Source organism: Bacillus sp. OTU2372, from assembly GCF_038440275.1.
Lineage (GTDB): Bacteria > Bacillota > Bacilli > Bacillales > Cytobacillaceae > Neobacillus > Neobacillus bataviensis_B.
On record NZ_JASATK010000002.1, the window covers coordinates 267,801 to 288,402 of the forward strand.

The 20,602-nt window shown below is 39.0% G+C and carries 13 protein-coding genes; all 13 read right to left on the reverse strand.

Features of this window, described 5'->3' with window-relative positions:
* Positions 1-184: 184 nt before the first annotated feature.
* Positions 185-1,498, reverse strand: a complete 1,314-nt coding sequence (locus AAHB15_RS06245) for an ABC transporter substrate-binding protein (RefSeq protein ID WP_446715845.1) — start codon at positions 1,496-1,498, stop codon at positions 185-187.
* A gap of 11 nt (positions 1,499-1,509) precedes the next feature.
* Positions 1,510-2,523, reverse strand: coding sequence for a LacI family DNA-binding transcriptional regulator (locus AAHB15_RS06250; RefSeq protein WP_342042001.1), 1,014 nt, complete (start codon positions 2,521-2,523; stop codon positions 1,510-1,512).
* Positions 2,524-2,830: 307 nt separating this feature from the next.
* Entirely contained in the window at positions 2,831-3,916 is a 1,086-nt protein-coding gene (locus tag AAHB15_RS06255; protein WP_335573026.1) for a Gfo/Idh/MocA family protein, read from the reverse strand.
* Positions 3,917-4,141: 225 nt separating this feature from the next.
* Positions 4,142-7,933 carry a GH32 C-terminal domain-containing protein gene (locus tag AAHB15_RS06260; protein WP_335573027.1) on the reverse strand — a complete coding sequence of 1,264 codons (3,792 nt, stop codon included), beginning with the start codon at positions 7,931-7,933 and terminating at the stop codon, positions 4,142-4,144.
* Positions 7,934-7,992: 59 nt separating this feature from the next.
* Positions 7,993-9,117 carry a Gfo/Idh/MocA family protein gene (locus AAHB15_RS06265; protein ID WP_335573028.1) on the reverse strand — a complete coding sequence of 375 codons (1,125 nt, stop codon included), beginning with the start codon at positions 9,115-9,117 and terminating at the stop codon, positions 7,993-7,995.
* Between the two features lie 159 nt (positions 9,118-9,276).
* Positions 9,277-10,752, reverse strand: coding sequence for a glycoside hydrolase family 32 protein (locus tag AAHB15_RS06270; RefSeq protein WP_335573029.1), 1,476 nt, complete (start codon positions 10,750-10,752; stop codon positions 9,277-9,279).
* A complete protein-coding gene (locus AAHB15_RS06275; protein ID WP_335573030.1) occupies positions 10,752-11,738 on the reverse strand; it encodes a carbohydrate kinase family protein in 987 nt (328 codons plus the stop codon). The genes AAHB15_RS06270 and AAHB15_RS06275 overlap by 1 nt, the downstream gene beginning before the upstream one ends.
* Before the next feature lie 94 nt (positions 11,739-11,832).
* Positions 11,833-13,467: an ABC transporter substrate-binding protein gene (locus AAHB15_RS06280; RefSeq protein WP_335573031.1), complete on the reverse strand. Its 1,635-nt coding sequence runs from the start codon at positions 13,465-13,467 to the stop codon at positions 11,833-11,835.
* Between the two features lie 39 nt (positions 13,468-13,506).
* Positions 13,507-14,391 (reverse strand): carbohydrate ABC transporter permease, encoded by an 885-nt coding sequence (locus AAHB15_RS06285; protein ID WP_222429641.1) that lies wholly within the window; start codon positions 14,389-14,391, stop codon positions 13,507-13,509.
* A gap of 24 nt (positions 14,392-14,415) precedes the next feature.
* Positions 14,416-15,318, reverse strand: a complete 903-nt coding sequence (locus AAHB15_RS06290) for an ABC transporter permease (protein WP_335573041.1) — start codon at positions 15,316-15,318, stop codon at positions 14,416-14,418.
* A gap of 242 nt (positions 15,319-15,560) precedes the next feature.
* Positions 15,561-16,892 carry an ABC transporter substrate-binding protein gene (locus tag AAHB15_RS06295; protein WP_335573032.1) on the reverse strand — a complete coding sequence of 444 codons (1,332 nt, stop codon included), beginning with the start codon at positions 16,890-16,892 and terminating at the stop codon, positions 15,561-15,563.
* 36 nt (positions 16,893-16,928) lie between these two features.
* Positions 16,929-18,521 carry a response regulator transcription factor gene (locus tag AAHB15_RS06300; protein ID WP_342042002.1) on the reverse strand — a complete coding sequence of 531 codons (1,593 nt, stop codon included), beginning with the start codon at positions 18,519-18,521 and terminating at the stop codon, positions 16,929-16,931.
* Positions 18,496-20,292 carry a sensor histidine kinase gene (locus tag AAHB15_RS06305; RefSeq protein ID WP_335573034.1) on the reverse strand — a complete coding sequence of 599 codons (1,797 nt, stop codon included), beginning with the start codon at positions 20,290-20,292 and terminating at the stop codon, positions 18,496-18,498. The genes AAHB15_RS06300 and AAHB15_RS06305 overlap by 26 nt, the downstream gene beginning before the upstream one ends.
* Positions 20,293-20,602: the final 310 nt, after the last annotated feature.

The following is a 20,602-nucleotide window of genomic DNA, read 5'->3' on the forward strand; positions in this document are numbered from 1 at the left end:
GGCCGTTTTCTCAGTAAAGAGTTTTTTTCTTTTCTTCTTCGGGGTAATAGAAGTCCTTCTAACCGATGCTTTATAGTCATCTGTTTCTACTTTAAGGGCACTATTTTTCACGTTAACCCCTCCTTTTTTAGGGATTTAAACGGATTAGCCCCTCAAGGAGAAGGCTAATCCTGGCTTTTAAATATTATTTATTAAGGGCTGCCTTCATTTCTTTTTCCATATTTTGAGCTGCTTGTTCAACAGTTTGTTCCCCTGCAATTGCTTTTGAAATATTAATTTGAATGATCTCTGAAATTTCTGGATAATTCGGAGCGACTGGTCGAGAAACGGCTGCACTTAAACCATCTACGAAGCCTTTATCAGCAAAAGTTGGGTTCGCATTAAGAATCTCTTGATCTTGGTATAGCTTTGTAATGGTTGGAGCATGTCCACCGTAGATTGCATCAATCTTTTGACCCTCAGCTCCCGCCATGAACTTTAAGAATTCCCAAGCTTCTTTCGGATGCTTTGAATACTTATTGATACCAGCCATCCAACCACCTAGTGCCGCAGCAGATCCTTTGTCACCTGCTGGAAGCGGAGCAACACCTACCTGACCTACAATCTTGGACTTCTCTTTGTCATTTGCACTAGCATATTCATATGGCCAGTTACGTAAGAATACTGTTTGTCCTTCAATAAAGGCTTGGTCTGATTCAACCTCAGTAAAGGTTGTGACATTACCAGGTACTACATCAGACTTGGCCACTTCAACTAATTTCTTTAAACCTTTGATGGCTTCTGGACTATTCACGGCTACGTTCCCATTTTTATCGATAAACGCTCCGCCATATGAGGCGACAAATTCTACAGCATTACACACAAGTCCTTCGTATTGTTTCGATTGAAAAACATAACCAAATTTTGTGTTGCCTTGTCCCTTCTTGTCTTTTGCTTTTGCCAATAACTCATCCCATGTTTTTGGAACTTCGTCTTCTTTAACTAAGTCTTTTCGATAGTATAGTAGACCTGCATCAACAAATTTAGGAAGAGCCCATTGTTTCCCGTTAAACTGAGCTGCACCAAGAGCTCCTTGGTTATATTCATTTAGGTCAATTCCATCCTGCTGGATAAAACGGTCAAGTGGAAGCACATAGCCCGCCTGAGCAAATTCCGCAGGCCAAATTACGTCCATATCGATAACATCAATTTCAGAAGACTTTGCATTAAAAGCCGTTATATATGCATCATGCTGCTTTCCGGTATCAGAGGGCATTTCTCGGAACTCAATATCAATATTTGGGTGTGTTGCTTCAAAAGCCTCCACCACTTTTTCAGTTCCCTTAGTTACATCCTTCCCGCGTGCATAGACAATTTTTACTTTTTGCTCAGTAGCTGTCTTTGTTTTGTCGCCAGCTGGCTTTTCCTTTGTGCTGGTTTGATCGGAACTACAGGCAGCAAGTGCCAAGGATAATGTAGCAAATACGGCTAGAAGTTTTGCTTTTTTCGACTTTTTCAATGTTATTCCCCCTATATTGAAATCGATTTCAATTTTGACATAGTTGAATCTCTAATTACCAAATCATAGGGTAATAGAATCTCCTGGTGGTTGACTTCTTTCTTAAAGGCAATGAAATCAATCATTACTTCCATTGCTGTCTTTCCAAGTTCTTCGATTGGTTGTCTAATCGTTGTGAGAGCCGGCTCTACCACCCTGGCAATCGGCTGGTCATCAAAACCAATGATGGCGATATCATCAGGAACATTTTTACCTAACGCCTTGGCTGCCATAATCATTCCGGCTGCCACCTGGTCACTCCCTGTAAAAACGGCTGTAGGTGCTTCTTTTAAATTCATAATCGTTCTTAATACCCTTTTACCGTCTTCGATGTCGAATACATTAGAGAAGATCCAGTCCTCTTGAACCGAAATTCCTGTTTCTTCAAGTGCTTTCCTGTACCCGGCCTGTCTATCTTTTGCTAAATTACTTTTATCGCCACAGGTACATGCAATTCTTGTATGGCCTTGTTCAATCAAGTGCCGTGTTCCTATGTAGCTAGCCTCAAATTGATCCATACGAATGATTGGCACCTTTGTGTTTCTTTCATATTCATTGCATAAGACCATGGGGCCAAACGCTGAATATGGCTCAATTTGTTTCCACTCGTTTTCATAGGAAGTTAAGATTAAACCATCTACTTGTTTTGTTCTTAATAGCTCTAGAAAATCCATTTCCTTCTGTTTGCTATACCTCGTTTGGCAAATAAGTAACTGAAGATGGTTCTTAGTTGCTACCATATCCATCGCTTCCAGCAAATAGGCGAAAAATGGATTTGTAAGGACTGGAACTAGTATGGCAATGGTGTCTGTTCTTTGGTTCCGGAGACGCTGAGCAGTTGTATTTGGAACATACTTTAACGACTCCATTGCTTCACGGACTAACCTTTTCTTATCTTCTGTAACATTTGGATGGTTGTTAAGCACCCTTGAAACGGTAGCTCTTGAAAGCCCTGCTCTTTTTGCTACATCGGCAATTGTTGCCAAACAAAATCCCCCCTTTTCCCTCCTTTTAAAAGATATTCTCTCTAGTTGTAATCGATTTCAGTAAGCGATTACATTTTTACTTTAATAGATTATCCTTCCAATTTCAATACATATTTCCAGAAAATTTATAGATTTCTAAAAAATATTTTCTTGCTTTAAATCTAGCTAGTAATAAAAGAAAATGACCCCAGTTTGATAACAAACAAACCAGGGTCATTTTCTATTAATTACCATTCTACTAATTTTGAATATTCTTCTTGCTACTGATTTTAAAAATGGGTTGTAAGAGTTCCTTCCAGCTGCTTGTTTATTTATTAAAATAAACGGCTTCTCCAGTTTGCGCCGATTTATAGATAGCTTCTAAAATTTCAGTGACTACTAGTGCCTCTTCAGGTTTTACGACCGGCTCGGTATCATTTAAGATACTTTCAATCCACAGTCTTGCCTCTAGTTCGGCTGCACCCTCCGTTTCCCCGTCATAAAAATCAACACCTTTTGCATCTAAATTGATGTGATTTGTATACAACTTGCTGAAATCTTCCCCATTGATGCGAAGGCCATCCCACATATCTGCTCCGCCTTCAGTCCCGCACAGCGTACATTTGGCTTCTCCTGTCTGCAGCATATTAATGGCCCAGCTCGATTCAAGCATGATAGTGGCACCATTTTCCATCGTAATATAACCGAAGGCTGAATCCTCTACCTTAAACTTCTCTGGATCCCATGATCCCCAGGCATTTGCTGCATCTTTCTTCTGCCCAAGCTTATGGAATGTACTTCCTAAAACTGCTTTGGGCTTATAGTTGTTCATCATCCACAGGGTTAAATCGAGCGCGTGCGTTCCAATATCGATTAACGGGCCTCCGCCTTGCTTCTCTTCATCAAGGAATACTCCCCATGTTGGCACCGCACGACGGCGAATCGCATGGGCCTTCGCATAATAAATCTCTCCTAGATCTCCTCGTTCGCATACCTTTTGCAGATATTGACTGTCAGTACGGAAACGGTTTTGGTAGCCGATCGTTAATTTCTTCCCAGTCCGCTTGGCTGCCTCTACCATTCTTCTAGCATCTGCTGCTGTTTTGGCCATCGGTTTTTCGCACATTACATGTTTGTCCGCTTCCAATGCCGCGACGGTGATATCGGCATGAGAGTCATTAGGAGTACATACATGGACTACATCGATGGTCTCGTCATTTAACAGTTCTTGATAATCCACATAGATCGCAGAATCTTCGATTCCATATTTTGAAGCTGCCTCAACAGCACGATCCTCTTCAATATCACAGAAAGCCACCATTTCAATCTGTGAAAGCTTTGCCAAGCTTGGCAAGTGCTTTCCCTTTGCAATTCCACCGCACCCAATGATGGCAACGCGTAATTTTTTTGTCATGTTCTATTCCTCCCCAATCCTATTTTCATCATCCGTATCTTACTATCCCTATAAAGAAAGCGCTTAAAATCATAAACTTATCTTATATCGTATAAAGATAATAAAACATAGACCATCTAATGAAAACATATACTATTTTGCTATTTTTGTATCAAGCTTACTACGAACACAAAAGAAAAAAGCATTCCGTGCGGTACGCACTTCGAATGCTTTTCTTTTGGAACTTTATCTAATTGCAGATGAAAGGGTCCACTGCTGGCGCTCCAAATCTGGATTCCGATCGTTTAGTGTCAACAACCCCTCTTCGGATATTTCAAGTGCCCTCCCGTTATGAACAGATGTAATGGTTACAGTTCCATTCTCATTTTTTGTAAGAATCCAGCGCTGATTGTTATAGCCTAGATAATTATAGAGCTGAATTTTATTTTGCCCCGTATCAAGGTCAAGTGCCCTGCCGCCCTCAGTACGTATCGAATAAGAACCATATTCGTCACCAGTTGGAATTAAAGTCCAATCTGTAGCTTTGTCAGCATCAGTTATTGTCACAGGCTCACCGTTCTGAGACTTAGCAGTATAAATCGCTTTGCCTGTTGCTATATTTGTAAAGCTTGTAACGGTTAAGTTTGCTTCTGACAGATTACTGACATTGACATTCTGATAGGAAGCTTGACCTCCAAATACGTTTAAACCAAAATGGCCTTCTGCATAGGTCCCATCCTGTAAATCGATAATTTTCTGGCTATCTACATGTATCTGGATGTGAGGACCTTTTGCCTCGATTTTCACCTTATACGTTTTTCCAGGTTGAATGAAGGCAGGGACTTTCGCTATGACCATACGGTCCTCAAAGCCACCGTCAATCTTGTAAAATAGACGAAAAGCCTTCATATTCGGATCAAGGTTGAGGTAATAACCACTTCTTCCGTCTTCACTTGCCCGGAAAAGAATAGAACCTGCTCCTCCTGATTGTCCCAGCATCATATCTGTTTCATACGTAAAGTCTCCCGCTGTTTCCTTGGCCATATAGTTGGCATCACTTGTATACGTACCACGAATTCCATTTTCGGTGATGGTCCAGTGGGAGGAAGACAGATCTGATTTCCATCCAGTCAGATTCGTATAAAATTCACCATCGTAGACTCTTACCACAACACTTGCAGAAGCTTTTCCATTTGGTAGATAGGCGGTAATGGTCGCTTCACCTTTGCTTCCTGCTTTAAGCACGGCTTTGGAGTTAGCTGCAGAGGCAACCTTCACTACATTCGGATTACTCGATTTCCACTCAATTTGCTTAGTTCCCTTTCCTTTTCCATTTTTCACGGAAGCAAATAAAGTAAGAGAATCACCAATATTCATCTCTTTTTGATTTGAATCCATAACAATACTGGTACCCTCATCACCGTATGGCCTCCAAGTATTGGATAGCGAATGGACTTTTAAGGATAAAACATTCACCTCTCCACCCTTTGTGTAGAAGTTCATGCTTCGACTTGATGGATCAGGGAAAATGACATCTGAAAAAACTACTTTTCCATCATTAGCAAATACTTCAATCGAAGATTCATCTACAAATATATTCATTTTAATACGTTTATTATTTGGTTTTAAAGGAGCTTCATGTAAAGTAGAAAAAAGGCTGGAGAAATCAGTCTCTCCTGACTCGGCACGATCAACAAATAATTGATTCTCCTCTGTTTTATACCCAACAACCGTTTTTTGGCCAGCTCCTTCACGAACATGAAATCCAAATTCGCTTGTCTTACTGTCAGCAGGGATTTCGACCTCTACTTCTATTTCGAAGGCTCCTGAGGAGATTCCCTTCAATAAGTTGGAAGCATTGGTCGAATTGACTACCTTATTTTGCGCCTGAAATAGAGTACTGCGAATGGACTGCAGCTCTTTAATCGGTGCTTGTGCAAGTCTGATTCCATCAACAGTTTTCACCAATCTTACTTCTCTCGGAATCGTCAGTTCTCCCTTCCAGCCCGTCGTTGGGAAAGCAAATGGATAATCCCAGTTGGTCATCCACGCCAACATTACACGGCGGTTATCAGGCATATTGGCAAAGGACGTCGACGCATAGAACTCCTTCCCGTAATCCGTTTTTAGTACCGCACCCGCTGGATTATCATTAATAAATCTTCCCTCAGCTGTTAGATTACCAATAAAATACTCCGCATCGGATCCTTGTGTCTTCGGATTGGCTCCTGTACTGATCATCAGAACCCATTTCTTCTCCCCTGTACCGTCTACCGGAAGTTCGAAGAGATCAGGACATTCCCAAACACCACCCCGAACATAATCTCCATAACCAAAATTATCGGTAAGCTTCCAATCTATTAAGTTAGTTGAAGTAAAGAAGCGAATGTGGTCTCCTCCAGATACAACCATAATCCACCGATTGTTTGTCTCATCTCGGACCACCTTTGGATCACGGAAATCCCACCCGCCGAGATCGTCACCATTCTTACCCGGATTCTCGATAACGATGGGGTGCTCTGTTGAATATTTCCAGGTACGCCCTTGATCGGTACTATAGGCAAGACCAACCCGCTGATTCCCATTAGGTCCATCTGGGTTAAATGAAGTATAGTAGGCAATCAGCCCTTTACCACCAGCATTAGTAAATAAACCGGAGGCATTTGTTACATCTGCTATGGCAGAACCAGACCATACATGTCCGTAATCATTCCATGGCAACGCAATAGGAAGGCGCTTCCAATTTATCAAATCTTTACTTACTGCATGAGCCCAAGTTCCTCCATCTTGATGGAATAAGTGATATTCCCCTTCGTAATAAACGAGTCCATTCGGATCACTTACAGATCCACGAGCCGGAGTATAATGATAATCTGGCCGATATTTTTCCGTATAATAGCTTGATGCTGGAACAAGATAAGTATCTTGGAAGTATGCAGTCCCTGATACAACGGTAAAACCAGCAAAGCCTGTGCTGTAACTCGTATCCGTCGCATTTACTGCTGCATCCGTATACCCATCAACATAAAGTTCAATTTGATTGCCGTTTGTGATAATTTCAAGATGGTGTATAGTACCTTCTTGAGTTTTATAAGTGCGGTCTGATGTTTTAAGTACAGTACCGTCGGCTTTCTCCAATTGAGCTTTGACCGAGTTTCCTTCTTTGATAAGTACCGCTTGATAACCCGTAGTTCCTTGCTCATTTGTACGAAATAAAAGGCCAGCTTCCGCTAGATCTTGGTCAAATGATATATTTCCTTCAAGAACAAAGTCGCTTTCACTCTTAGTATAGATTTGTTTAGCTTTCCCCCCATCAACGGCAATTCCCTTCAACCCTTTGATGTTTGGTTCCCAGCTTCCTTCCTTATATTGAGAAGAGCCTAGATTGCTAGATAGTTTGCTAACGTTTACATTTTGGAATAAGGCAGATCCATCCCATACGTTAAGACCAAGTAATCCCTTCTTATATAGATTGTTATGAACATCAATGACAGGAGCATAATGATCCCCCCAATAAACTTGGAGATGATCACCAACCGCCTTTACCTTCAGATGATAGATCCCTCCTTCTTGCAGGTTCACTTGGTGTTCGACTTTTAATCTCGACTCATCACGAGCATCACGAAGACGAATAATCCCCGCATTTGGCACGATTTGCAGCATGTACGAGTCCCAGCCATCTTCATTCGATCGAAATACTAAAGTGGCGTCTGCGTTCTTGTCGATGATTTTTACATCTGCTTCATAAATAAAATCTTCAGATGTAACACCCGATATCGCCATGACATTTTCTTTAGGTTCTGAAGTGAGCAACAGTCCCTGTTCTGTGTCTTCTATTGTGCCTTTTCCTTTAACTTGCCAGCCTGATAGATTCGTATTTGCTTTGGTTAGGTCTCTAATAATAGGTGACTCCTCCCCTATTTCATTCGATCCAGTTGCCCTGCCAATCATAGGATAAGTAAAAATTGTTCCCATTGCAGTCGTGATAAGTACGATTGACAATAAAACAGAGGTCCATTTTATCAAAGTCGATTTCATCCTTTGCCCTCTCTTTCAAATACCATCAATTTACGATTCATATCTTTATTAGAGTTCGATTATAATTCCACTTTTTGGGATTCCATCTCATCAAAAACTGTATCTTCATACTTGTGTTTTTTACCGTTAAGGATGTCTTTAACTCTGACAGGCTGGCCTATTGTTGCGGATTCTAGTGCAGCAAATACAACGCCTAATGCTTCTAGGCCTCTTTGAGCACTAGAAATAGGTGTCTTATTTTTAACTATAGCATCCCATAGTTCTACATAGGAGTGGGCTAATGGATGTTCAACAATATCCGATGCATATCTTTCAATTAGCTCTGGTATTAAAATTCTTTTTCCATCTTCAAGTGCTACATGCTGTCCCGGACGGAGACATCCTTTATTCCCATAAATCCACACACCTCCGGTTCTTTCACCCTGAGCCGATGTGGCACACATCCAATGTCCAAGTCCTCCATTTTTAAATTTGAATACTGTAACTGCCGTATCTTCTCCAGTAGGTTTAATTGTCACTTCACCATTACTTAATTCTTTTTCAAAAATTTCTGTATAGGCAAAAACCTCATCAATCGCACCATTAATTTCTGTAAAAAAGTGTGTTCGATGTACACCATGATCATTAATCCAGCCAGCTCCAGCCTTCCCCTTCATATGCCTCCATGGAGTATTAGCGAAAAATCCTCGATTTAAGGAAACAGTCGCATAATCCATAATTAAAGAAACCGATCCTATCATGCCATCTTTCACAGCATTAACCATGGCTACATTTGCTGCGCCTAATACACTTGGTTCTGAAACCGTTAGGACAGCATTATACTTTTTGGCATCAGAAATCATTTTCTGACCAAAAGACGGGGAAATGGCTAACGGCTTTTGCATTTGCACATTTACTCCCGCAGCAAAGCAATCTTCAGCTACTGAATGATGCAAATCATGATTAATCAAAACAGAAACGGCATCTAATTGTTCTTTTTCTAACATCACACGATAATCAGAATATACAGCAGGGCGTTTACCTAACCTTTTTTCCACCTCTATAGAAAAATTTTCAGCTCTTTCAACTTGAATGTCACATATTGCTGACAATTCAAATGTTTCCAGTCCTTTGTTCTTTAACTCCGCTAATCCTTCAACATGCTCAATTGAAATAACTCCACATCCAATAAAGCCTAATTGCATGAAATTCCCTCCTATTAAGTGTTTTATACTCAATTAATGGCTGAAAAAGGGCAGGTTCACTCAGGTTGAAATCTGCCCTTACTCAAATAATTCATTTACATTTAATTTGAAATAACAATTAACTTCAGCAGTTCAGAAAAACAAGACTGGATGTAGTCATTAAAAAATCGAAGCCAATTGAACGATGACTAACGAGGCTAATTTAACTTTCTTATTTGTGGTATATAATTCAATCCCTGTGCTTTTAGGATCAGGGAAGATTAAATCCGTGATCACCACTTGGCCATTGTTCGCAAAAATCTCGACGGATGAATTATCCACAAAAATGTGCAGTTTCAGTTGATTATTCTCTGTCTTCAATGAGGCTCCATGCATACAAGGAAAATATTCGTTAAATTCAGTAACCCCCGAGTTAATCCGATTAACAAATAGGAATTCATTTACAGTGTCATATCCTATAATGGTTTCCTCAGAATCAGATTTTCGGATTTTGATACCAAATTCTGTTGCAGACTCAAGTTCAAATTCAGCTATAATTTCTGACTGTTCTCCAGAAACGTCAAGTGATACATGTTTCCCTGGTTCAATGAAGAGCTGATTCCATGACCGTTTTTCCCGTCTGATTTTTTCAAGCTCAGCCACTGGAGTTTGAATAAGTCTAACGCCATCAGAAGTTTCTTTTAATGTTAACTCCCTCGGAAGGGTCACGGCACTTCTCCACCCGACGGTTGGTGTTTCATTTGCATATTTCCAATTACTCATCCAGCCAATAAAGATCCGCCGTCCATCTTCATGCGAGATATCAGACCAAGTTACACCGGCATAATTATCTCGTCCATAATCCAGCCAAAGAACTGTGTCATCCGGATTCTCGTTTGTAAACGATATACCATCAAACTGACCTATAAAGTACTGCGTTCTTGATCCTTCAATATAAGCGGAGTCGTTGCCAATACTAACGATCATTACCCACTTGCTGGTATTTTCAACTCCGACAACTGGTAATTTAAAGATGTCAGGACACTCCCACACACCAGCATGGGACCCGGACTGTGCACCGAATTCACTTGCAAACTCCCAAGACTTTAGATTGTGTGAAGCATAGAACCTAATATGGTCCCCTGCAGCAAGAATCATAATCCACTTATTGGTCTCCTCATGCCAAAATACTTTTGGATCACGGAAATCAGTAATTGATTCCTCCACTAAGACGGGGTTTTCTTCGTACTTAGTCCAAGTACGTCCACGGTCTGTGCTATAGGCAAGACTCTGCCTTTGTCTTGGACGGTCTGAATCCGGATATTGGTCCGCATGTGTAAAAATCGCTACCAGACCAGCGGCACCACCAAAAAAACCAGTTGAATCATGCCAATCGACTACCACACTGCCAGAAAATATGTCTCCATGCTCGTCAGGTGCCAAGGCGATGGGAAGGTGTTCCCAATGAATTAGATCCTTACTTACCGCATGGCCCCAATGCATGGGACCCCATGTCGTTCCGTAAGGATGGTGCTGATAAAACAAATGGTACTCCCCTGCATAATAGACCATTCCATTTGGATCATTCATCCAGTTGGATTCTGGTGAAAAGTGATACTGCAGACGAAACTTTTCTTTCACATCAATTTTGTTCATTATGATTCGATTCTCCTTTGATAGATAAATTGTCTGATTCGAAGATCAATGATTTCTTCCACCGATGGCATTGCCGAGATTGCCCCTTTTTTCGTTGTAGCTAAGGCGCCTACCGCATTTGCAAATGCTGCCATCTCTTCTACATCATTCAAACTCAAATCAGACAGTGATTGATTTTTCTCGATCAGTTGATAAAGAATTCCAGCTAAAAAGGCATCTCCTGCACCCGTTGTATCGATTGACGCTACCTCATAGCCGCTGCATTTCCCCACTTTTTCTCCTAAACGGTAGAAGCAGCCTTCTCCTCCCATGGTAACGAAGATTAATTCAGTATGAAATTGGTCATAGATATAGGCCGTACCCTTATCAGGATCTTTCGTGCCTGAAATAAAATCTAGCTCTTCTTCAGATATTTTTAAGACATTGGCATATCCTAAACCAATAGTAAACATCTCCTTTGCGCGGCTCAAATTCTCCCAAAGATTAACTCTTAAATTTGGGTCAAATGAGATAAGGAGGCCCTTTTCCTTCGCATACTTAATCGCCATTAAAGTGGCAGATGCAGCAGGTTCATCTGTCATTGATATCGTTCCGAAATGGAAGATACGCGTATGATCTAATAACTCTAGATTGACTTCTTGCTCCTTTAACATCATATCTGCCCCAGGATTACGATAAAAACTGAAAGACCGATCCCCTTGTTCATCTAAATGTACAAAAGCTAGTGTTGTATTTATCTCATTCGAGAACACAAGGCCCTTCGTGTTGATGTTATTCTTACCTAATACAGAATGTAAATAATGACCAAACTGATCATTACCTACCTTACCAATAAACGCAGTTTTCTTTCCTAACTTAGCTAGTGCTGCAAGAACGTTTGCTGGGGCTCCTCCTGGATTCCTTTCAAACTGAACTTCACCACTTTCTGATTTCCCTGCTGGCGTAAAGTCTATCAATACTTCACCCAGTGCCGTTACATCGAACATGTCTACTCACCTAACTTTATGAAAAGTAAGCCGAACAGAAACGAAATTCTGTTTCGGCTTGGATGGTCATTCCTTAATTTATTAATCTACTAACTTATTCCCCAGCATTATACTTATCTAATGCTTTTTGTTTAATGTCTAATAGTTTTGGAAGTCCGTTTTTGTCCAATTGTTTTAAATAGTCGTCCCATTGTTTTTCAATACCGCCTTTTAAAATCCATTCCGCTTTCTTTCTTTCCACATATGGTTTTACCACTGTCTCTAGTTGTGTTAATTGATCTTGATCGTCTTTACCTAAGAAAATTGGTGGATAATTATAGGTTGCTTTCATAAAAGGAACATATATTTTATGCAGGATATCAAGTCTCCAAGCGGCATCATCTGGCATGGTGGTTACCGTTCCATAGTAGTTATTTAAAACGGCCAAAGGCCCATCAACATTTGTTTTTTGCCTTATATCCCAAGGTGAAGCGGAACCAAGCGGTAAATGTTTTAGAGAACCATTGCTGGTAAGTTCAAAGATATTTTGTTGCTTCTTATCTCCATAAGTACCCCAGTTATTTTGTACAGATTGAATTGGTTCATAAGCCTTATCAATCCATTTTGCTGTTAATTCAAGATTCTTGTTTGCACTTGTTACTACCATTCGGCCCCTATCAAAACCATATCCATTGGTCCTTGCTACATTGATCTGCCCATCTGGTCCTTTTAATGGAGGAAGTGGAACATAATCTTCATTATTACCAGAAATATTGGCTCTGTCCCACGTAAAGTATAAGCCGTAGCGACCGTTTTTCCCTTTGGCCACATACGTATTCCAATCTTGCGTAAAGGCCTCCTTATCGATTAAACCCTTTTGTTGAAGCTGGTGAAGCCATTCAATTCCCTTTTTATATCCCTCTTGGTTTGCTGTATACATGACTTTCTTATCTTCTGATACTACATAATGATCATAGTTATCGCCTGACCCGAAGGCACCTAAGAGCATAGCCGGATCTTCACCGCCATGGTTGATCATGAACGACAACGGAATGATATCATTTTTCCCCTCTGGCTTCTTTTCTTTAAACGCAATTAAAACTTTTTCTAACTCATCAGTAGTTGTCGGCATTTTTAAACCTAACTCATCTAACCATTTCTTATTAATCCAAGGTATGTCATCTAACGCTTGAATCGCTTCTTTCCCACTGCCAAGTTCCTCGATCCATGGGAAAGAATAGATATGTCCATCCGAAGCAGTGATTAATTTTTTATATTCCGGGCGAGTATCTAGAACTTTCTTGAAATTTGGCATATATTTATCAATTAGTGTTTCTACAGGGACAATAACTCCTTGTTTCGCGTATCTAAGGATATCATTATCACTTAAACCAGCGTGAAACACGGCATCCGGCAGGTCGCCGCTAGCAAGTTCTAAGTTTCTTTTATCTCCAAATTGTTCCCAAGGATAATTCGTCCAATCGATATGAACATTTGTATCTTTTTCTACTCTTTTCCAAATTAATTTATCATTTGGATCCTTTGGCGCAATTGGTGAACTTTGTGTTAAAAATTTTAGTGTCACCTTTTTATCTAATGGAAAATTGACATTTTTCAGTTCATACTTTGGTGATGAATTGGCCCCATCTGCCTCTTTTTTCGAACTAGCCGAATTCGAACAACCTGAAGCTAGTAAACTTGTAACAAGTGCAGCTGTTAATAAAAAACTCATTTTTTTCTTTTTCTTCATAATCCCTTCACCCCATTTAATAGTTTTTAAATTAATTTCTTAACCCTTTATTGAACCCACCATTACTCCTTTTTCAAAGTACTTTTGGAAGAATGGATAAATTATTATTAGCGGCAAACTGGAAATGACAATACTTGAATACTTGACCATTTCCGCAATTTGCTGCAGCTGGGCTGTGTTTTGTGCGTCTTGAATCATGCCAGGTCTAGGCTGCATTTGAACAAGAATTGATCGAAGGACAATTTGTAAGGGCTGTAAATTCTCGCTTTTTAAATAAATCATGGCATCAAAATAAGAATTCCACTGTGCGACAAATTGATATAACACTAATACCGCTATGATTGGTTTACTTAATGGAAGCAGTATTTTAAAGAAAAACTGGATTTCCGATGTACCGTCAACAATAGCGGCTTCTCGTAATTCATCTGGGATGCCTTGAAAGTAGGCTCTTGCTAAAATAATGTTCCATACATTTACAGCACCTGGTAATAAAATGGCCCAAATCGTATCCAGCATATTTAAATTTTTGACTAGCAGATACGTTGGGATTAATCCCCCGCCAAAAAACATCGTTATAATAAAGAGAGTCATCATCAGTTTTCTGCCGACAAAATCCTTCCTTGACAATGGATAAGCGGCGAATAACGTGATTGTAACTGAAATAATCGAAAAAGCCGTGGAGTAAAAAAGTGAATTCCTAAAACCTATTAATAGTGATCCATCTTTAAATACTCGTGAATATCCCTGAAGTGTCCATTTGGATGGATTAAGGGTAATCCCACTGTTTAACAAAGTTGCTGGATTTGTAAACGATGCCAAAATGACATAAATTAATGGGATTAAAATAGCAAATACGATTAAGGTCAGGATAATCCCGTTTGTTGTTAAGATGACCTTATCAGCCCTCGTTTGATGCTTAAACATACCTCTCACCTCTATCTAGTAGATTTATATACCTTCTCCTTCATTTAACCGTTTGACGATTTGGTTAACGCTGATTAGTAAGATGACATTAATCACGGCGTTGAAAAGGCCAATTGCTGTTGAGTAACCATAGTCCCCCATCTGCAAGCCAATTTTATAAACATAGGTAGGCAATATTTCAGATGTAGGAAGGTTCATTGATGTTTGCAATAAATACGCTTTTTCAAACCCAAGGCTCATGATGTTTCCGGCAGCTAAAATAAATTGAATCACCATAATCGGTTTAATTGTTGGCAAATCGATATGACGTATTTGCTGCAATATATTAGCTCCATCTATTTTTGCAGCATCAATTAAGTCTTGGCTTACATTGGAAAGTGCTGCTAAATAAACAATCGAGGCCCAACCCGCAAATTGCCAAATATCACTTATAATATAGATCGACCTGAAATAACTAGGTTCTGTCATGAAAGAGACACTGTCTCCACCCAAAAAAGTGATGAAACGATTAATAGGTCCAACCGGTGATAGGAAAATGAAAACGATCCCAACTACAACAACGACTGAAATAAAATTTGGAGCATATAAGACTAATTGAATATTTTTCTTAATGGACACTCTTTTGATTCGATGAATCATAAGTGCTAGAATAATAGGTACAGGAAAGCCAAATATTAATCCAAAGGCACTTAATTTTAGGGTGTTCTTTAAGAGATCCATAAAATCTGGGGTGCTCATAAACTTCTCGAAATTCTTCCATCCAATCCACGGACTACCCATAATTCCTTGTAGTGGATTAAAATCTTTGAAGGCAATAATGGCTCCGTACATGGGTACGTATTTAAAAATAATAAGCAGGATTAAGGCTGGAAGAACAAGGAGATATAATTGATAATTGTTCTTCATATACTTTAAATTCCTCGACATTTTGGTGCCCACTTCTGCTTTCCTTACTTCGTTTGAACCATTCTCTACCTTTTGGTATATCTGTTCCACAATTGCTTCCTCCTCTCAGGGGTATTTTCTTCTTCTGGCTTTACTTTAACAAAATGACTCCTATGAATATTTCAATATTTTCGGTTTAAGGTATTTAATATTTTCGGCACTTCGAAACCGGTTACAACTTGAACAAATAAAAAAACCTCTAGTTTTGAACTAGAGGATACCTTTTATGGGTTCTGTATTTGTTTTAGACTAGTGTTAATTTTCTCCACGGCTTCCTTTGCAGAAGCCCCTACATCATTTCCACCAAGTCCAACCTCTTCAAATAAGGTCTTTAGGGCATCGCTGATCACAGGATAAGCCGGGGTAACCGGGCGGTTTTTAGAAAATTTTTGTGCTTGTTGTAAAAAGATATTTTTAGGATATTGATTAAATTCAGGAAAGTCTTTCGCAACAGAGTATCTAGCAGGTATATCACCTGTTTCCTCGACATAGATTTTTATCCCTTCATAACTTGTAACATATTTGATAAACTCCCAAGCTTCCTTTGAGTATTTAGTTTTGGAGGAGATACCGAGGGCCCATCCTCCATTTGGAACAACTTGATACTTCTCTTTTGGCAAAGGGGCAACTCCAAAATCTTCACCTAATTTAAACTCAGAACTATTTTCCAAATCCTTCAATCCCCAAGAGCCAAGAACAGTCATCGCGAGTTTCCCTGTTATAAATGAGTCTGGCGGTAATTCAAAACCGGCAACTTTATCTTTATAATATAAATCTTGATAGAATTGCAGGGCTTTTAATGCCTCTTTTGAATCCAAATACCCGCTTGCAGTTGTACCATCTGGACTTAGCGCGTCCGCTCCAAACTGCCAAAGGAGAGGCATTTTAAAATAAGCAGGAGACTCGCCATCATTAAAGCCATCTGCAGGATCAATCCCATACACTCCCTTTTCAGGATGGGTTAGTTTTTTGGCAATCTGCAGCACTTCCTCCCATGTCATTGGCTTATTGGGATCGCCTGAAGGAAAAGGTATGCCTGCCTTTTTAAAAAGCCGCTTATTATAAAATAATGCAATACTAGATTCAACGAGAGGAGCCAAGTAAATGTCCCCCTGAAAACTCATTCCTTTTAATGTCGATTCAGGGATATCCTCAATATGTCCCTCTTTTCTCATATATGAATCGAGTGATAATAATGAACCTGTATTGGCATAAAGAGCCAAGGTCGGGCTGTCAATTGTCAGCACATCCGGAGGGTTTCCAGTGGCAAGCTCGGTTCGCAGTCTTATTTCATAATCACTATAAGGAAATGATTTCATATGAACTTTAATAGCAGGATGAGCTGCTTCGAAAGAAGAAACTAATTTTTCATATGCTCTATTTTCTGCTGCATTTCCATTATTGCGCCAGAAGGTTAGCACGATTGGGTTGGTTTTATTTGGTTTTTCAACATTTTCTGTTTTACTGCTAGAGAATGTACCAAGGAAAGATAGCGCATACAAGGAACTACTTATAAGTAAAATGGTAAAAGTAATCAAAGATAACCATTTTTTCATCTACATTCCCTCACCTTCCTGCTTTAAAAAGTCAACTTATGAATCTAGTGAGTTTCGGAACTCAACAGGGGTTTGTCCAAAATACTTTTTAAAAACGGTACTAAAATACCCTGAGTTAGAAAAGCCAGTCAAGTTTGCCACATCAATTATTTTAAGCTGTTTATCTTCCAGGAACTGCCGGGCCTTCTGTAGTCGTAATTGAACAAGATAATCGCTGAAATTCTGTCCAACAGTATGTTTAAACGTTTCGGATAAATGTGCACTATTGATATGGAAGAGTTCCGATAGCATGGAAAGGGAAATTTCACTTGCGTAATGATGTTCCAAATATTGCTGAACACTAGCTACGATAACTTTTCCGTTCGAAAAACGCGCTACACGGACCTTCTCGATAATTAGCTTCGCTAATTGAAGAAGATGCTCAATTACTTTAGTTTGCGAATTGAGTTCCCAAATGCTTTGCTGACAATTCCACATTATCTTTTGAAAATCATTTGTTTCCATATTATATTTTCTTGCGAGTGAGCCTAACAAAAATAACACACGATTAGCAGCAAAGGTAAAGGACATAATTGAGAGGTTTCTGTCCCCTTCCAATAAAAAGTATATATTCTCTTTAAATGCCTCGTAATTGACACTTTCAATTCCATTAGTTAACTTTCTTTCAATCTCAGGTGAAAACTCAAATACTTCGTCTTTTACATTCGACCCATCCAACACTTGTGATTGTGAGCCTAGTTGACTTTGACTCCATGCAAGTAAACTAGAGATATAACCAGTCTTAAAATTTGTAATTCCACAAGTCACATTTCCTATTCCCACAACCGTTTCTAATTTCAAGAGTCTCTTAATCGTCTGTTGTATTTCTTTTACTAGCTTTGAAGGACTGTCTCTATTGTCGGAATCGAGAATCTGTAAAAAGTGAATCATATTTGCATAACTAGGGTCATAAAACGAATACGTTTTGGGATGATCTTTTGCAATTTCCTTACATAACATCTGAAAGGGAATCCATAGTTTCTTTAATCGATTCGGGTTGCATTCCTTCTCTCTTATTTCCACCGTAACAAATTGTACCTCAGCGTTTTCATTTACTAGATCTTCTAACTGCAATTGGAGCAATCTCTCTGTTACCATGTTTAGCTCTAGCCATTCCTCTTTTACAAGGTAGAGTAAATATTGCTCCTGTACTTCTTGAAGCTGAGAATGAACAAGCCTGCGCAATCGAGCCGATTCCGCTTGGATTCGCTTCTCTTCTTCCACTTCCTTGCGAATCTTACTCAATACCTCTACTAATTCATCAGGGGCAACAGGTTTCAACAAATAGTCTTTTACCCCTTGTTTCAATGAACCTCTTACATATTCAAAATCAGAATAACCCGATAAAACAACTACCCTTACGTTCGGAAATTCCTGCTGACAACGTTTCGCTAATTCAATTCCATCCATAATCGGCATCCTCATATCCGTAATAACCACATCGATATCCAAATCCCGAAGTACTTCAAGCGCTTCTGCTCCATTGGAGGCCTCCCCTGCAATTTGGAAGCCTTCTTCTTCCCAGTTCACTTTCATTCGTAAGCCTTTACGAATTTGAATCTCGTCATCTGTGATGATCACCTTCAACATGCCTATCACCCCGATCTGTATTGATACATAACGTAATCCGTGTGCCTGCATTCTTTTCAGATTCAATCGTATAAGAGAAATTTGGACCATAGTAGAGCTTCGAGCGACTTAGTACATTCCTTAGTCCAATGCTGCTTCCTTTACTCATGAGGACACTATTTATATCATTTTTCGTTTCGACGCTCATTAAATCGGAGATCACTTCTTCAGACATTCCGATCCCCTTATCTTCAATAACAATAAATACTAAATGATTACTTTGCTTGGTTTTAATGAAAATTTCTGCGGATGTCTTTTCAATAAAACTATATTTCACTGCGTTCTCGACGAGCGGCTGCAAAATAAATTTAATAATAGGAAGACTCCTTGTCTCCAAATCTTCTTCAATCTCAATTGATATAGCTTCTTCATATCTTAGCTTTAATATTTCAGTGTAACTGCGAATATACTTTAACTCTTCTCCCAAATTTACTACATCACTGTGCGTGTTCAAGGAATATCTCATCATTCGGCCTAAGTGAATACTTACATCCATAACCTGTTTATTTTTTCCTTGCATTGCTAATCCACCAATAATTTCAAGCGTATTATTTAAAAAGTGTGGATTGATTTGTAATAACAAGGCTTTATATTCTGCATCTTTTTGGCGTAAATTTGCCTCATATTCGGTTTCAATTAAATTCTTCAACCGATCAATCGTCTGATTAAAAACTGTTATTAGGTAACCCACTTCATTATTTGCTGATTTTATTGTCGGCATAAAGCTTTTTGCACCGGAAAAATCACCTTTTTCTATATACCTCATTGCTTTTGCCAACTTACCTAAAGGGCTAACAATATTCGAAGAAATCATGTAAGAAGCTACAATCGTTATTAAAAACACGATGGCACTAGTTAACAGCAGGTTCCGTTGTAAACGCGTGACCTTAGCGAATAATTCAGACTTAGTTACTTCACTAATTAAAATCCAATCGCCTACCCCTAACTTTTGATAGAAAACTAAATATTTTTCTCCATGATCATCCGTTTCGACTATTCCTTTTTGATTTTTATCATCACTTAATTTAATTAAGGTTTGTTTCAAAACCTTTTTAGGAGTTTGAATCTTTCCAGGAAGGATATTTTCGCCATTATGATTGATCAAATAAGCATGTCCGTTTTTTCCAATCTTGGTTTTATTCAACGATGTTTCAAGCAATTCTGAAGGAAAATTCACCTTAATCATTCCATACGAAACAAATGTATTCATATCGAAGAGGGGTAAAATATAGCTATTAATGTTACCTTGAGTTGGCTGAAATGGATCAATATGCGACTTAATATATCGCTGTTTATCTTGAGAATAGTCTTTATACCAATCTACTTGATTTAAGTTTGAGATATTTCCCCAGGTCCCTGTGCCATCATTCAAAACTACTGAAATCGACATGCCATTTGAATTGTTTACCATCATCGACGATAACAACATTTTGAGCTGATTCTTCTGTAACAGCCTCTGTCCATCGGTAATATTGGCATTCTTGCTTTCTAGTTTGATCCATTTTTGTGTCGTTTGGTTCACAAGTACCTGATTCCCTAAATCTTTCGCTTGCGTTGTGATAGAATCCATAAAAAGAGAATATTGGTCCATAGCCTCCACTGTCAGTTCCTGAGTCTGTTCCTCAATGATAGATGTAAACCAGCTTGGGATAATAAAGGACAATATAATTAACGGGATTGTTAATAAACAAGTAAATACGATAAATAAACGATTACGTAAGGAAAAAATCATATCAGTCCCCCTGAAGGCTTAAGTAAGCCCTTACAGTATTATGTATTTTTTCTAATCTAGTTGTATTATTAATTCAATTTAACATATCCTTTCTCATCATACCATTGTAATTTAATAGCTATATTAGTAGTTTTTCTCCTAATATTTTTTATTAACTGAAAAAATAAAAGTGACCCAAAAGGTAAAACAATCCTTTTGGGTCTACGGAATAATATTTTTTTTAAAAGCAGGTAACGAATTCGCGAATAGAGCTTATTGGCTACCATTTCCCTCATAAATGATCCAACTGGATAGTCTATAACCAATTTGT

Excerpts from the sequence above, each read along its gene's own strand:
- AAHB15_RS06265 (WP_335573028.1), bottom strand. The coding sequence starts at position 9,117 with ATGCAATTAGGCTTTATTGGATGTGGAGTTATTTCAATTGAGCATGTT.
- AAHB15_RS06295 (WP_335573032.1), bottom strand. The coding sequence starts at position 16,892 with ATGAAAAAATGGTTATCTTTGATTACTTTTACCATTTTACTTATAAGT.
- AAHB15_RS06300 (WP_342042002.1), bottom strand. The coding sequence starts at position 18,521 with ATGTTGAAGGTGATCATCACAGATGACGAGATTCAAATTCGTAAAGGC.
- AAHB15_RS06285 (WP_222429641.1), bottom strand. The coding sequence starts at position 14,391 with ATGTTTAAGCATCAAACGAGGGCTGATAAGGTCATCTTAACAACAAAC.
- AAHB15_RS06275 (WP_335573030.1), bottom strand. The coding sequence starts at position 11,738 with ATGTTCGATGTAACGGCACTGGGTGAAGTATTGATAGACTTTACGCCA.
- AAHB15_RS06255 (WP_335573026.1), bottom strand. The coding sequence starts at position 3,916 with ATGACAAAAAAATTACGCGTTGCCATCATTGGGTGCGGTGGAATTGCA.
- AAHB15_RS06280 (WP_335573031.1), bottom strand. The coding sequence starts at position 13,467 with ATGAAGAAAAAGAAAAAAATGAGTTTTTTATTAACAGCTGCACTTGTT.
- AAHB15_RS06290 (WP_335573041.1), bottom strand. The coding sequence starts at position 15,318 with ATGTCGAGGAATTTAAAGTATATGAAGAACAATTATCAATTATATCTC.
- AAHB15_RS06260 (WP_335573027.1), bottom strand. The coding sequence starts at position 7,933 with ATGAAATCGACTTTGATAAAATGGACCTCTGTTTTATTGTCAATCGTA.
- AAHB15_RS06270 (WP_335573029.1), bottom strand. The coding sequence starts at position 10,752 with ATGAACAAAATTGATGTGAAAGAAAAGTTTCGTCTGCAGTATCACTTT.
- AAHB15_RS06305 (WP_335573034.1), bottom strand. The coding sequence starts at position 20,292 with ATGATTTTTTCCTTACGTAATCGTTTATTTATCGTATTTACTTGTTTA.